Source organism: Lacibacter cauensis (genome assembly GCF_007830055.1).
GTDB classification, from domain to species: domain Bacteria; phylum Bacteroidota; class Bacteroidia; order Chitinophagales; family Chitinophagaceae; genus Lacibacter; species Lacibacter cauensis.
Window position 1 is genome coordinate 250,012 of the sequence record NZ_VLLE01000003.1, and the last position, 14,249, is coordinate 264,260.

Below are 14,249 nucleotides of genomic sequence, written 5' to 3' on the forward strand. Positions count from 1 at the left end.
CTATTATTTAGACAGAATTACTCTGCTTTAATGTAACTCCAGCCTTCCCGTTGTTTGGCTGCTATTTCCAAAATAGAAACGGGAACAATGGTTGCCTCCGGTATAACACGATCTTTACTGATGTTGCGACTCTTCAACGAATTATTGCAGGCTGCAATAACAACTCCTTTTTTATGTGCTTGTAAAATCTGTTGGTGAAAATAGCCGGTATCATTCAGAACAGCAAAGATGGCAAAGCCGTGAAACACCACTTCAATTTTAGTATCGGGTGCGGCAGTAAGTACATTGTTGATTTGCCGAAAGAGAATACGTTGTTGTGCCGTATCGCCCGATGAAATTTCCCATACAATTTTTTCCTGCGCTTTAGCAAACGAAAAAGCAAGCAGCATTACTGTAACAAGAAGCAGTTTATATTTTTTCATGTGTTTTTTTACCTAAAGATATAATCATATCCTTCCAGTTGCGATAATAAATTTGCAGGCGCATCCGTAGCGGTTACTCTTCCTTCAATCTTCGGACTTACCAACGGATGTGCAGCCAGGTACTCCCGAATTACATTGTGAATATGCTCACCTGTTTTGCGGGGGTTGTTTACTTTTTCTATCCGGCAAATCGTATCATCGGGATCGCCATCACGTTCGCAACCAAGCATCTTGTACATCTTTGTTTCGTCAAGTGCTTGACCATTAATTTTAATTTCGTTAATGCGTTGGCCTGCTTCTTTATTTACAGTAAAGTTTAAGGTAATGCCCTTGAAGCGTACCAGCCATCCGCCAAAACGTTGAGCGGGATTTTTTGCAAATACGTTATGCAGTTCTTTTTCTAACCATTCTTTTAATTGCTTACCGCTTATTTCTCCTATTTTCAAATCTGCTTCAACAGGCATCATACTCCATAAAAAATCATTGGTAATTTCTGCGTATCCTTTCTTCGCATCGGGCACCAATGGCGGGCAAAAACGGAAACCATTGCTGGCAACAAAATCTACTTTGTCTTTATACTTCCAGTGCATGGCATCGGTAATCAAATTATCCATCGGGTTTTCCAGCACATAATAACGTACCAGTGGTACGGCTGTTTTACCAATCACTTTATTGAGTTGCTGTGTATAAGGCTGACGTACTTTTTCAACCAGTTCATTCATTGCTGCATCGGGTTTGTATTTTTCCGGATCAACATCCAGCAGATGATAATTCTCATCGATGATCTTTCCGTCTTCAATTACCACATCCAGTCGTGCAACAAACGAACCAAAGGCACCGGGCTCGGTTACTTTTGCGTAAGCTCCTTGTATGGGTTTGCGTACACGTTCGTGTGTATCGGCACCCAATATATAATCCACGCCCTTTACATCAACTTTGTTTGCAAGATCAATTTGCTGCGCAAGCCCCATGTGTGTTACTAAAAACACCATGGCACATTGCTCATAATCACGCAACAGTTTGATGTACTTCTGCACATTCACTTCCGGTTTTGTAAACAAAATGCCTTTGCTGTATGCCGGCGATTGGCGTTTAGGTGTAAGCGGATCATTGTAACCAATGAAACCGATTTTTACGCCGGCAACAATTTTCGTCCAGTAAGGCGGAAAGATCATTTCGTTCCTATGCTCATCGGTTGTATCGTGAAACATGTTGGCGCAGATCTTGGCACTGTTGTAGCCACCCAGATCTTTCCGCATCATTTCTTTACCATACACCACTTCCCAGTTACCGGGTAAAATAAGATCGTAACCAATATTGTTGATGAGCGGAATGATGGCTTGCCCTTGCGATAGTGAAGCCGTACCGCTCCCCTGGAAACAATCACCTCCATCAATAATAACCGTGTTAGCAGGGTTTTCTGCTTTCAGTTTTTGCAGCATTGTTTTTAATACCGCAAAGCCGCCACGCTTTTTATAAACCGGTTGATTGTTTTCCCAAAAGAACTCATCGTGTGTGTACAGCTGTGCATGGATGTCGGATGTATGCAACAATGTAAACACATTTGCTTTTCCTTTTTTAACCGCCTTATTACTGAATATTTCGTTTTGATGGTAGGCATCACCGCTTACTGCATTGGCAAGCGATGGTGGCATAAATGCTCCGGCTGTTAACAGTGAAGCATTCTTAAAAAAATCCCTGCGTGAGTTTTGAGTAACAGGCAAATGCTGTTGTTCATCTGTACAATTGCTGCAGGTGCAACTGTGCAGATGCGTAATGTTTGTTTCTGGCATGCGAATCGTTGTGTAGGTTTATTTTGTACCGGATTTTTTATGTTGATCCCTGTAATCCTTTATCGGACCATAAGGGCCAAACTTATGCTGCTCTTCGGTAAACGGATCAGCATACGGGCCAAACGGATGATCAACAGGTTTCTTCGAAATATCAGGCCAATCGCTTTTCAAATCTTTTGTTGGTCGTGGCTGCGAGTTTACAAACGCAGCTACATCCCATGCTTCTTCAGCGCTTAACTGTGGTGCATGATAATCAGCACCAAAGGGCATGTTGTTTTTTACATAACCTGCAAAGCGGGATAAGCGGAACAAGCCTGCACCGTTGTTATAACTGTTCTTTCCCCACAAAGGCGGGTAGGCATAACCGTTGCCTTCTAGGTTTGCTACACCTTCACCATTTGCTCCATGACAGGTTTGGCATTTCTGCACATACACTTCTTTTCCTTTTTGTGCATCGGCAGCACGGTTGAGGTAAAGCAATTCGGCAATACCCGAACCTTTTGGTTTTTCACCACGCTGCACATCTTCGCCCAGCCATTTAATGTAGGCATAGATGGCCTGCATTTCTTTACCGGTTGTATCGAGTGCTGTACCGTTCAAGCTGCGTTCGAAACAATCATTCACACGTTTGTAAATGGTTTCAATACCACCCGAGCGATCTCTGAATTTTGGATAGGTTGAATAAACAGCACCATAGTTATTACCCCACGGTTTTGTACCAGCATCTAAATGACAGTTCTGGCAGTTCATCCCATTGCTGATCTGCAATACCGAACCTTTGGGCCCGAGGTATTTTGCTGTGTTGGCAACCAACTCGTGCCCGTACCAGATAAGCTCACCATCTTTACGGGAGTAATAAGGTATCTGGTTTGCAGGTGCTCCTACCCATACCGATTGCTGCATAGTTGAATCAGCAGCATACTTTTTTTCATCCTGCTGCGATGAACAACCGGTTTGTGTTGCGGCAACGATAAGCGCAATAAGTAGAACAAAGAGTAGTATGATGTTTCTGTTGTTCATATAAGCAATGCAGATTAATGCGGTATACGATCTCTTACTTTACCATAAACCCAGGTACCGGCAATTGCACTGAGCAGGGTTACAATTACTGCTGTAGCACCACTGCCTATTTGTGCAAACAACGGACCGGGGCATGCGCCGGTAATAGCCCAGCCTAAACCAAATAACAAACCACCATAGATCTGACCTTTGTTGAATTTCTTGTCAACAAACTCAATGGGCTCGCCGTAAATGGTTTTTATTTTGAACTTTTTGATGATGAGTACAGAGATGAGTCCCACCACTACCGCCGAACCAATTACACCGTACATGTGAGAGCTCTGCAAGCGAAACATTTCCTGTATGCGAAACCACGAAATGATTTCGGCTTTTACAAACACAATTCCGAACAGCAAACCAACAGCTGCATATTTTAAGTTATACCACCACGGATGTTTTAACTCCGATTCGTTAAAGCAAACAGAATCGAGTGAGCGCATTTCGAAATCGGTGTTGTTCTCCAGAAATTCGTGATGCTTTTTTTCCAGTTCAGTTTCCTGTAAGATATCTTTTGATTCCATTTGAGTACAATTAGAGTTTTAAAAGAAAAGGTAAAAGAAGATTGGCCATAATAAAGCCACCCACCATAAACGAAATCGTTGCTACAAGCGAAGGCCATTGCAGATTCGATAAACCCATAATAGCATGCCCACTGGTGCAACCTCCTGCATAACGGGTTCCGAAACCAACCAGGAAACCACCACCTACCATCAGCAATAATCCTTTTACAGAAAACAACGTATCCCAGTTGAAGAGCTGTGCAGGAACCATTCCGCTGTAATCGTTAATACCGTATTGGTTAAGTTCTGCTGCAAGCTTTGCATTTACCTGGATCGGTTCGGGGTTTTGTAATAACCAGAAAGCAAGAAAACCGCCCAGTGTAATACCTGCAACAAAGAACAGGTTCCAGACTTCTTTTTTCCAGTCGTACTTAAAAAATGGAATATTGGCAGGCACACATGCTGCACAAATATGACGCAGCGATGATGAGATGCCGAACGTTTTATTACCAATCAGCAAAAGCGTTGGTACAATTAATCCGATAAGCGGGCCTGCAACATACCAGGGCCACGGCTGTTTAATGAATTCGATGAAACTCATGAAAATTGGTTTTTGTGATTGCCGGAATAACAAACAGTTTACAGATAACAGGTATTTTTCGAAAAGGCAGGCAACAAACAGTTCCTGTTTTTATGAGGACGGATTTTCAGTTGCTTTTTTACGATTGCCTTGAAACATGCTGTTTACAAGCGTGCCCATTACTGCAAAATAGATAATACTGCGTACAGGGCTCGATGTAATTAAACAGGTTCCGTTACAACCAAAATATTTCCAGTAAAAATAACCACCGATTGCGCCAGTTACAGCACCCGGTAAGTACCATACCGATTTTTTAAGAAGCTTTTTCATTGTTTACCGAAGTATTTTGTCGTGTAGGAACAGCACAGGAACCACCCATACAGCCAACGTTAAGGAAGGCCTGCACCAGCAACACCGCACCAATCACCCATAGCAAAGGCGTGGGCGATGCAATACCTTGTATAATTGCAGCAATACCCATGCCCAACCGCAGCAGGCGCATACCGGTCCATTGTTTAAAATAACTGAGCATGCTGTTATATTTTTTGTTGAAGGCTCATCCAGGAACCGCCGTTATGCGCTTCAATACCTGCACCTTTTAAAATAGAAGCGGCAGAGCTGCTGCGCATGCCACTTGCACAACAAGTAATAACAGGTTTCCCTTTTTTCTTTAACTCATTCACGTGTTGACGAATACTGTCAACAGGAATATTTACAGAGCCTTTAATGTGACCGCTACGGAATTCACCGGGCGTACGCACATCTACAATTACAGCACCGCTGCTAAGTAAAGCTTTATAATCGGTACCGGGGCCAAACAAGTTTTTTATCATTGATAACATCGTATTTAATTTTTTGTGGTTGCTGAAAGAAAGGAGGCGAACGAGTTAACCTCCTTTTCCTTAACCATCACCACTGTTTATAAAAGAGTTGAAGGGCAAACGTATTCGGTAATTTGAAAGTTGCCGCTTTCCTTTAATGCTTTAAAACCACCACGTACATCAATCAGGTTATCGTAACCACGTGCACGTAAAATAGATGCAAAGATCATCGATCGGTAACCACCTGCGCAATGCACATAGGTTGGTTTGTTCTTATCAACCTTGAGCATGCTGTCGTTGATGAAATCGAGCGGCGCATTTTCAACATCCACCAAATGTTCGCTGATGTATTCGCTGTGTTTACGTACATCAAGAATACTTATATCCTGGTTTTTCTTTTGAATTTCTGCCAGCTCATCAACTGTTACACGCTTGATTTCATCTACTTCTTTACCCGCAGTTTTCCATGCGTTGAAACCACCTTTGAGATAACCCAACGAATAATCGTAACCTACACGGGCCAGGCGTGTTACCACTTCTTCTTCACGGCCTTCATCGGTTACCAGTAAAATTTCCTGCTTTACATCGGGTATCATGGCACCTACCCATGGTGCAAAACTTCCATCGATACCAATATTGATTGAATTTGGTACAAACCCTTTGCTGAAGGTTTCTGCATCTCTAGTATCAAGAATGAGTGCGCCTGTTTCGTTAGCTGCAGTTTCAAATGCATCAGGACTTAACGCTTGTGTACCACGCTTCAGTACTTCTTCAATACTGTCGTAACCATGAATGTTCATCATTACGTTTAATGGGAAGTATTGTGGAGGAGCAATCAAACCGGTGGTTACTTCTTTAATAAATTCTTCTTTGGTCATGTTTGCACGCAACGCATAGTTGGTTGCTTTTTGATGACCTAATGTGTCGGACGTTTCTTTGCTCATGTTTTTACCACATGCACTTCCGGCACCGTGTGCAGGATACACAATAATCTCATCTGCCAACGGCATGATCTTATTGCGCAATGAATCGAACAGGTGACCTGCTAATTTATCCTGTGTAAGATCGGCTACCACTTTCTGTGCCAGATCGGGACGGCCTACATCGCCGATAAACAATGTATCACCGGTAAAGATGGCAACGTCTTTTCCGTTTTCATCTTTCAACAGGTAACACGTGCTTTCCATGGTATGACCAGGTGTGTGCAGCACCTTAAACGTAAGCTTACCTACTTTCAACTCTTCACCATCTGTTGCTGCATGAAAATCAAAATCGGGTTTAGCATTAGGACCATACACAATTTTTGCACCTGTTTGTTTCGCCAGATCAAGATGACCGCTCACAAAATCTGCATGGAAGTGTGTTTCAAAAACGTATTTAATTTTTGCGTTGTTGCGCTCGGCTTTTTCAACATACGGTCTTACTTCACGCAAAGGATCAATTACCACTGCTTCGCCTTCGCTTTCGATGTAGTAAGCACCTTGTGCTAAACAACCGGTATAAATCTGTTCAATTTTCATATGCTTTTCTCTGTTTTATTTTTTTGAATTGAATGATGCAAAGTTGTGTTTTCAATCAGGGCAGAACTATGACTTTTGTCACAGAGCCGGAGCTTCAGTGAGTACGTATTACTTAATAAACAATTCTTTCACAATTATGTAAATACCCATTACCAAAACAAACCAGCCGAATCCTTTTTTCAGTTTATCGCCCGATACTTTTTTGCTGAGCGCATTACCAACGAAAATGCCGGCAATAGCCAATGCCGTAACAATGATGAGTAATTTCCAATCGATCAACTGGTGGCCAATATCGCCTAAGAAACCGATCAACGATTTTGCGGCAATAATGAGCAACGAAGTACCTACGGCCTGCTTCATGGGTAATTTACTCAGCAACACCAATGCAGGAATAATTAAGAAGCCGCCACCTGCACCAACCAAACCGGTGAGCATACCTACAACAGTTCCTTCAAGTAAAATAAGCGGATAGTTAAACTTTTGTTCACCAGTGTTGCCATTGCCTTCTTCTTTCTTTCCTTTGATCATGGAGTATGATGCAAATACCATCAACACGGCAAACAGCAACATCATTAAAATGGACTTGGTAATAACCAGGTCGCCAACTGTAAACACTTCCTGCGGTATAGCCGGTACAATAAATTTTCGGGTAGCATAAACGGCAGCAATAGCGGGTGCACCAAAAATGAGTGACGTTTTTAGATTAACCAAACCCTGTTTGTATTTGGGAAAAGCACCTACCAGCGAAGTAGAGCCAACAATAAACAAGGAGTAAGCTGTGGCAAGTACAGGTTCAACGCCGAAAAGGTAAACAAGTACGGGTACAGTTAAAATAGAACCGCCTCCACCAATAAGGCCTAATGAAATGCCAATAACAACAGATGCGAGATAGCCGATAATTTCCATGCAGCAAATGTGCTGTACTTTTTTGCACCGAACGGTGATTCAAATCACATAGCAGTGAATTAGAATTTTTTTAGTTCGATGGTATTGCGGTTAAGCTTCACCATGTCTTTCTGCTCCATTTTTTTCAATAGCCTTGAAATTACTTCACGGGAGGTGTTGAGCTCGTTGGCAATTTCCTGGTGGCTGATGTTGAGCAGGTTGGTTTGCTGGGCCTCTTTTGCACGTTTCAGGTAAAATTCCAAACGCTCGTCCATACTGCGGAAAGCAACATTATCCAATGTAGCCAACAATTCATCAAAACGGGTGCGGTAGGTTTCAATTACAAACTGGTACCAGCTTTTGAATTTACTCATCCATTCGCTCATGGTATCAACCGGCACCATCATCACATCAGTTTCGGTTACAGTTTTTGCCATAATAGGACTTGCTTCATGTTTGGCAGCACATACCAGCGAAAGTGCACAGGCTTCGCCCGGACGCAAGTAGTACATCAGGAATTCGTTGCCTTCATCATCTTCCCGGTAAATTTTTATGAGGCCGCTTAGTACCAGCATCGTGCTGCGGATGTATTGACCTTTGCGCATGAGCACTTCGTTGGCAGGAAAGGTTTTAAACTCGCCCTGTTCTTCAATTTCGCTTACCAGGTTGTCTTCGAATAACGGATAGCTTTTGCGTAGTAGATCGTCTTGTACCTGCTGTATTGCCATATTGCAAATGTTGAAATTTTATTTGGATTGAAGAAACAATGGCTTGTTAACTTACTTTTGAAGCTATGGCATTACTGTCTTTTTACCAGGAAGAATTGATTGAAGCCGGCTGCGATGAGGCAGGCCGTGGCTGTTATGCCGGACCTGTGTTTGCAGCGGCCGTTATATTGCCGAAAGAGTTTTATCATCCATTGCTCAACGATAGTAAACAGGTAAACGAAGCAAACCGCAATGCTTTGCGGTTGATTGTAGAAGAGCAGGCTGTTGCTTATGCTGTTGCAAAAGTTGATGTAGAGGAAATTGACCAGATCAATATTTTAAAAGCATCGTTCAAGGCCATGCATTTAGCTATTGATCAGTTAAAGAAAAGGCCGCAGTTGTTGTTGATCGATGGCAACCGTTTTATCAAATACAAACGCACGGCACATAAAACATTTGTAAAAGGCGATGGACGATTTGCTTCCATTGCAGCTGCCAGTATTTTAGCCAAAACCTATCGTGATGAATATATGCTGCAGCTGCACCAACAGTTTCCGCAGTACAACTGGCAAAAGAACAAAGGGTATGGTACATCCGAACATCGCAAAGCAATAGAGGTACATGGTTTGTGCGAACATCACCGCAAGTCGTTTAACATTGATCCGTTGAAAATGCAGGAGTTGTTTTGATTAAACAGGTTTAAATGGGAGTAATAATTCTTTTTTATTTGGCAGGAGCTTTTGCAGCTTTTGGAATAATTTCACATAAGTTGGTGTATTTGGTAATTGATAAGGAAGTCAAAATGATTACGCTTTTCTTAGGAACATTGATATTTTTGCTTTCTTATTTTTCCATTTTTGCCTTTTATATGTTTCAGAAGGAAGCATATGCGTTTGGCTCTTTTTTCCTTTTTCCTTTTGTTCAGGTGTATTGTCCTGCTGTTATAGTATTTATTTTAAATCTTTCTAAGAGTCAATTAAAAAAAGAAGCAGCAAATGTTTTGTCGGTTAGTGTTGTTTTATCTTTTGTAAGCTATTTGGTTTTTTATAAGTATACACTGTCGTTACCTGCAACATTGGGGATACAAATTACTCATTAAAAATCTGGCTTAGCCCACCCACTCACCCAACCCTTGTCTAATCACTACCGGCTCATCATCGGTACAATCAACAATGGTAGAAGGAATCATGCCGCCAATACCACCATCCACCACAATATCTACCAGCTTATGAAAATTATCGTGCATCAATTCCGGGTCGGTATATTCTTCCACCATGTCGCCGGGTAACGATGCGCTGAGGATGGGATGCCCCAACTCACGAATAATGGTTCTTGCAATTTCGTTATCGGGTACACGCAAACCAATGGTGTCCTTTTTACTCTTGAGAATTTTCGGCACTTCTTTGCTTGCAGGTAAGATGAAGGTATATGGTCCCGGCAGGTATTGCTTGAGCATACGATAAACGGGTGTTGAAATCTGTTTGGTATAAGTGCTGAGGTCGCTGAGGTCGTGACAGATAAAAGACAATTGTGCTTTTTGCGGATCTACCTGTTTAATGCGGCAGATTTGCTCAATGGCTTTGTGCTGAAAAATATCGCAACCTAAACCATAGATGGTATCAGTAGGATAAATGATGATACCACCTTTTTGCAGATGCTCAACAATGGTCTTGATTTGTCTTGCCTGCGGGTTTTGCGGATGTACATGCAATAACATGGTTAAAGTTACAACCGAATTTTATGATTGGGCAGAGAGTTTATCTCCAATTGTTCGTTTATATTTGGTTACGTGTTCCAAACCGCTTGATTGATATGCAACTGAAACCTGTTGACACATTTGAAACCATCAGTCCCGAACAATTCCGCAAGGACTATTATCTGCAGGGCAAACCCGTAATCATTAAATCGCTGGCACACCAATGGCCGGCATATACAAAATGGAACTGGGATTTTTTGAAACAGGCAGCAGGCCATCATCAAGTGGGCATTTATAATAATGTAAAAAGCGATGCATATACCCCCATTAACACGGCCGATGATTACAAAACTTTTGGCGAATACATCGATATGATTTCGCAGGGGCCGGCAGGTTGGCGTATTTTCCTCTTCAATATTTTCGATCATTCGCCCGAACTTACCAACGATTTTACCTGGCCCGAAGAATACCTGAAAGGCTTTGTAAAAAAATATCCCATGTTGTTTGTGGGTGGTGCAACGTCCATTACACATATGCATTTCGATATTGATCTGTCGCACATTTTGCATACGCAGTTTGTAGGCCGGAAGCGGGTGTTGCTGTTTCCGTACGAAGAGCAGCATAAACTTTACCGCAAACCATTTGAGGTGTTGAGTCTTGCCGATTTCAGCAATTATCATCTCAATACCGGTAAGCCCGATTACGAAGCATTCCCCGCTTTGAGAAAAGCCAATGGCTACGAAGTAATTCTGGAACATGGCGATACCCTGTTTATGCCGGCCGGGTACTGGCACCATATGGAATATCTTGATAGTGGCTTTGCCATGAGCCTGCGGGCATTGCAGGAAGGTGTTGGTGCGAAGCTCCATGGCGTATGGAACTTGTTTGGTATGCGTGGTATTGATACTTTGCTAAAGAAAACAGCTCCCCAGTGGTGGTATGCTTATAAAAAGAAGAAGGCTTTTGCTGCAGCAGACCGTCAGCTTTGATAACTGATTTGTAAGTAAAATCACGCTTGCAAAAACCAAAAGACTGCTCTATATTTACTGCAGCCATTTTATTCGAGCTAACCTGATTCCAATTCCCTTGTAGAGCGCCCCGATTCCACTATATCCAGCTGATGAACAATTAGTCCTTAACCTTCCTGTTCTTATCTGTCTATCCGAATTCATTTTTGGCAGCGATGCCTTGGTATACCTCTTTCTGAACATAAAAGATCTATTTTTTTGTGGTTTCAGAGGTAAGCAAAAGGGCCCACGATTTCTATCGGGGCCCACTTTTTTATCAGATTCTGATCAACCTGTCAGGTTAATAACGATCAACTATAATTTTATCTCCACCACTTTCTGTTCTTTCCTGCTTTTTTCTGCAGCAAAGCCCATGAGGTGACTTTCAATCGACGCATCAATGGTTGATGTAAGTAAGGAAGGATCATTTTTCGAAACAGCCTGCAGCCAATTGGCAACCAATCGCCAGTCCCCACCACCATGCATATCAGTTGCATTTTTCCATTCTGTTTTTTTACCGGTTAAAAAATCGGTATGTGTAAAGCTGTACATATCACCCACTACATCGCCCAAGGTTCCCATCACTCTTGTTCTTCTTCCTTCGTACGATGTAAAGGCTTCCATGCTGAAGCTGGCCGTAACACCCTCATCAAACAGGATGTTGGTGGTATAATGATCGGGCTGATCGTTTTCCATCCTGTATACACAACGTCCATAGTTAGTTGTTTTCAACTTCTCCATAATATGTGCAGCATGTTTTTCTTTATCATCGGGCATATCAAACACGTAGGTTCGCTGCCGCTCTCTGTAGTAAATTTTTAATGCAGAATACGGACATGTAGCTTCAACTTTACAACCATCGGTACAACGGGCTGTACTGCCTTCGGGTGCATTGGCTTTTTTAAACCAGCTTACATCGCCCAAGGCATGGATGCTTTTGCTTTCCTTACCAATCATCCAACGCAGAATATCAAGGTCGTGACAGCTTTTAGCGAGGATAATGGGTGTAGTTTCTTTACTGTTGTGCCAGTTGCCACGCACATAAGAATGGCTCATGTGTATGTGCTCAATGGGTTCGAGGTGTTGTACACTTACCACTTTACCTAAAACACCACTTTGCATAATTTTCCGCAGTTCTTCAAAGTAAGGTGCATAACGGAGTACATGGCAAACCGCAACGATCTTGCCTGTTTTCTTTGCAAGGGCTAAAATATCCCTGCATTCTTTTTCACTGGGCGAAATTGGTTTTTCCAATAATACGTGGTAACCCATTTCCAATGCTTTCATACATGGTCCGTAATGCAGATTATCGGGTGTTGTTATAAGCACTGCATCTGCAAACTTTGGACGTTTAAAAATATCTTCCCAGGTGGAAAAGCGGTTTTCGTCTTTAATGTTGTGCTTCTTTGCATAACGTTCATTACGGATGGCAATAGGTTCGGCTACACCTACTATATCCATTTGCGCAGGATATTCAGCGGCATAGTTGCCATATACGTTTCCTCTTGCACCAGCACCGCAGGTAATAACGGTTATGGGTTTATCGGGGCGGAAACTGTTTTCAAATTCGGGAAGAATAATCCGTTCTCCTTTATCGTTGGTTGCCCACGATGAAAGCGGCAGCACCGAACCGCCAAGCGAAATACCTAAAGCTTTTAATGCATCTCTGCGTGATAATGAACTCATGTTGATCTGTTTTACGATTGACAATGATTTATTATTGTAACGGAAGATGTAATACTTCCATCATAAATTTTGTGATTTCTGTTTCAACGCCCTGGTAATCGTTCGATTTAATGTAACCCCCAATTACATGATCGCCGGTATTGGGCATCGCTACTTTGCGTTTTTGCTCAGCAGCCGTGCCCAGCTTATCAAACATTTGCAGCATGGCACTCACCTTTACCACACTATCCTGGTGCACATCATCTTTGTAATAATAAAGCAGGAGAGTTGGCTGTTTTATTTTGCTGAAGTTTTCGTTTGTCATTGCTGTTTCTAAATACTCCTGCAAATTCACCACTGCTTCCAAACGGTATTTCGAATACCAGTAGGCTTTATAAATATCCCGTTGATCTTTGGTAATAACGTAGTCTGATTTTTTTACAAGTCGTGCAATTTGCAAGCCCCAGGGGTTGTTGGCCAACCACGCATTGGGATCGTTAATTTCAATATTGGGCGACAGCAATACGAGTGCATACACATCTGGAAAGTTGGCTGCCAGTTGCAATGCATTACTGCCACCGGTTGATGTGCCCATGAGAATGACTTTATTGCCGAGCTGTTTGCCAATGGCATAAGCCTGCTTTACCGTTTCCCAGTATTTTTCTGCCGTAAGGTTTTGCATGGCTTCGGTTGTATCAATACCATGTTCGGCCAAACGTGCCAGGTACAAATTGCAACCGAACTTTTTGGCAATGGCTTTGTGCACAGGAGCACCTTCTTCCTGCGAAGCAGAAAAACCATGCAGGTATACAATAGCGTATGCTGTTTTTTGTTTGGCTGAATCGTTTGCCCAAACAATGCGGGCTTCGTTCCGGGGTTTTATTTTATGCTGTGCTTCGTTGGCAGCAATGTATTGTTCCAGTGCAGTAGCTTCGGTGGGTACTGCAGGTAATATGTTGTTGTAAACGGGTGTGGAAGGGTTCGGGCCAAGAAAATAAATAACCGTGAAGACCAATAACAGGATGAAGATCCATTTAAGCAATCGTTTCATGTGAGGTAGTTGAGTTGACTCTTAAAGTTAACGGTTTCCTGTTTACCAAACATGAACAGGTTAAACGATTGCGCAGGCTTGTTTACCAACGTTCAGCACCTTCATCGTCAGTTGGGGTTGACTTATGTTCGGCTCTTGATTTGATCTTTTGTAATTGCCTGTCGATAATGAGGCGGGCAATAAGCTGGGCAGCATTTTCGCCCTGCTGCTGTTGCAGCAGATGTTTCATTTTTGTTTCATTCACATCAATACGGTAGAGGTAATACACCAACTTTTCAAAATCGGTATTAATAAGGTGGTTGATGTGTTGAGTGAGTTGTTCTTCCAGTTCTATCATCGATAATTTTTCCGGCAACGCCAGTGCCAGCTCATTGTTGATTGATGGAATGATTTGTTGCAGGTGATCACTCATCTTTTTTTCTATTGAAGAGTGTAAAAAGAATGGTCATAAACACAGCTAACAGCAGACTTTTGGGCAGTATAGAATAAAAGGTTACTTCTCCGGATTTTGCCATTGTCTTTGCAACTAAAAAATTTACACCT

General features: G+C 42.3%; 18 protein-coding genes. 3 read left to right on the top strand and 15 right to left on the bottom strand.

What is annotated here, in order from left to right:
- Positions 1 to 17 precede the first annotated feature (17 nt).
- From IQ13_RS06315 to IQ13_RS06365, 11 genes are all read right to left on the bottom strand, one after another.
- A complete protein-coding gene (locus IQ13_RS06315; RefSeq protein ID WP_144885262.1) occupies positions 18 to 422 on the bottom strand; it encodes a DsrE family protein in 405 nt (134 codons plus the stop codon).
- A gap of 8 nt (positions 423 to 430) precedes the next feature.
- Positions 431 to 2,215, bottom strand: a complete 1,785-nt coding sequence (locus IQ13_RS06320) for a bifunctional metallophosphatase/5'-nucleotidase (protein ID WP_144885263.1) — start codon at positions 2,213 to 2,215, stop codon at positions 431 to 433.
- Positions 2,216 to 2,233: 18 nt separating this feature from the next.
- Entirely contained in the window at positions 2,234 to 3,235 is a 1,002-nt protein-coding gene (locus tag IQ13_RS06325; protein WP_144885264.1) for a c-type cytochrome, read from the bottom strand.
- Positions 3,236 to 3,249: 14 nt separating this feature from the next.
- Positions 3,250 to 3,795: a YeeE/YedE family protein gene (locus IQ13_RS06330; protein ID WP_144885265.1), complete on the bottom strand. Its 546-nt coding sequence runs from the start codon at positions 3,793 to 3,795 to the stop codon at positions 3,250 to 3,252.
- 10 nt (positions 3,796 to 3,805) lie between these two features.
- Positions 3,806 to 4,375 (bottom strand): YeeE/YedE family protein, encoded by a 570-nt coding sequence (locus IQ13_RS06335; protein WP_144885266.1) that lies wholly within the window; start codon positions 4,373 to 4,375, stop codon positions 3,806 to 3,808.
- A 90-nt stretch (positions 4,376 to 4,465) separates the two neighbouring features.
- Positions 4,466 to 4,684 carry a hypothetical protein gene (locus IQ13_RS06340; protein WP_144885267.1) on the bottom strand — a complete coding sequence of 73 codons (219 nt, stop codon included), beginning with the start codon at positions 4,682 to 4,684 and terminating at the stop codon, positions 4,466 to 4,468.
- On the bottom strand, positions 4,668 to 4,886 hold the full coding sequence (locus IQ13_RS06345) for a hypothetical protein (protein ID WP_144885268.1): 219 nt from the start codon (positions 4,884 to 4,886) through the stop codon (positions 4,668 to 4,670). Before IQ13_RS06345 ends, IQ13_RS06340 begins: the two co-directional genes overlap by 17 nt.
- Positions 4,887 to 4,890: 4 nt before the next feature.
- Positions 4,891 to 5,187, bottom strand: a complete 297-nt coding sequence (locus tag IQ13_RS06350; RefSeq protein ID WP_242009490.1) for a rhodanese-like domain-containing protein — start codon at positions 5,185 to 5,187, stop codon at positions 4,891 to 4,893.
- 86 nt (positions 5,188 to 5,273) lie between these two features.
- Positions 5,274 to 6,695 (bottom strand): MBL fold metallo-hydrolase, encoded by a 1,422-nt coding sequence (locus tag IQ13_RS06355; RefSeq protein WP_144885270.1) that lies wholly within the window; start codon positions 6,693 to 6,695, stop codon positions 5,274 to 5,276.
- A 108-nt stretch (positions 6,696 to 6,803) separates the two neighbouring features.
- A complete protein-coding gene (locus IQ13_RS06360) occupies positions 6,804 to 7,601 on the bottom strand; it encodes a sulfite exporter TauE/SafE family protein (protein ID WP_144885271.1) in 798 nt (265 codons plus the stop codon).
- Positions 7,602 to 7,660: 59 nt separating this feature from the next.
- Positions 7,661 to 8,308 carry a Crp/Fnr family transcriptional regulator gene (locus IQ13_RS06365; RefSeq protein ID WP_144885272.1) on the bottom strand — a complete coding sequence of 216 codons (648 nt, stop codon included), beginning with the start codon at positions 8,306 to 8,308 and terminating at the stop codon, positions 7,661 to 7,663.
- 65 nt (positions 8,309 to 8,373) lie between these two features.
- Between IQ13_RS06365 and rnhB the strand changes: the two genes are divergently transcribed.
- Entirely contained in the window at positions 8,374 to 8,976 is a 603-nt protein-coding gene (gene rnhB / locus IQ13_RS06370; RefSeq protein ID WP_144885273.1) for a ribonuclease HII, read from the top strand.
- 14 nt (positions 8,977 to 8,990) lie between these two features.
- Positions 8,991 to 9,386: a hypothetical protein gene (locus tag IQ13_RS06375; RefSeq protein WP_144885274.1), complete on the top strand. Its 396-nt coding sequence runs from the start codon at positions 8,991 to 8,993 to the stop codon at positions 9,384 to 9,386.
- Between the two features lie 9 nt (positions 9,387 to 9,395).
- On the opposite strand, the gene IQ13_RS06380 is transcribed toward IQ13_RS06375, so the two are convergent.
- Positions 9,396 to 10,004, bottom strand: coding sequence for an L-threonylcarbamoyladenylate synthase (locus IQ13_RS06380; protein WP_144885275.1), 609 nt, complete (start codon positions 10,002 to 10,004; stop codon positions 9,396 to 9,398).
- 95 nt (positions 10,005 to 10,099) lie between these two features.
- Between IQ13_RS06380 and IQ13_RS06385 the strand changes: the two genes are divergently transcribed.
- The gene (locus tag IQ13_RS06385) at positions 10,100 to 10,972 is read left to right on the top strand and encodes a cupin-like domain-containing protein (protein WP_144885276.1); all 873 of its coding nucleotides are present in this window, start codon (positions 10,100 to 10,102) and stop codon (positions 10,970 to 10,972) included.
- Positions 10,973 to 11,305: 333 nt separating this feature from the next.
- Here IQ13_RS06385 and IQ13_RS06390 read toward each other — a convergent pair whose 3' ends face one another.
- From IQ13_RS06390 to IQ13_RS06400, 3 genes are all read right to left on the bottom strand, one after another.
- Positions 11,306 to 12,676: a Gfo/Idh/MocA family protein gene (locus IQ13_RS06390; protein WP_144885277.1), complete on the bottom strand. Its 1,371-nt coding sequence runs from the start codon at positions 12,674 to 12,676 to the stop codon at positions 11,306 to 11,308.
- A gap of 31 nt (positions 12,677 to 12,707) precedes the next feature.
- A complete protein-coding gene (locus tag IQ13_RS06395; RefSeq protein WP_144885278.1) occupies positions 12,708 to 13,706 on the bottom strand; it encodes an alpha/beta hydrolase in 999 nt (332 codons plus the stop codon).
- Between the two features lie 82 nt (positions 13,707 to 13,788).
- Positions 13,789 to 14,118: a hypothetical protein gene (locus IQ13_RS06400; RefSeq protein WP_144885279.1), complete on the bottom strand. Its 330-nt coding sequence runs from the start codon at positions 14,116 to 14,118 to the stop codon at positions 13,789 to 13,791.
- Positions 14,119 to 14,249: the final 131 nt, after the last annotated feature.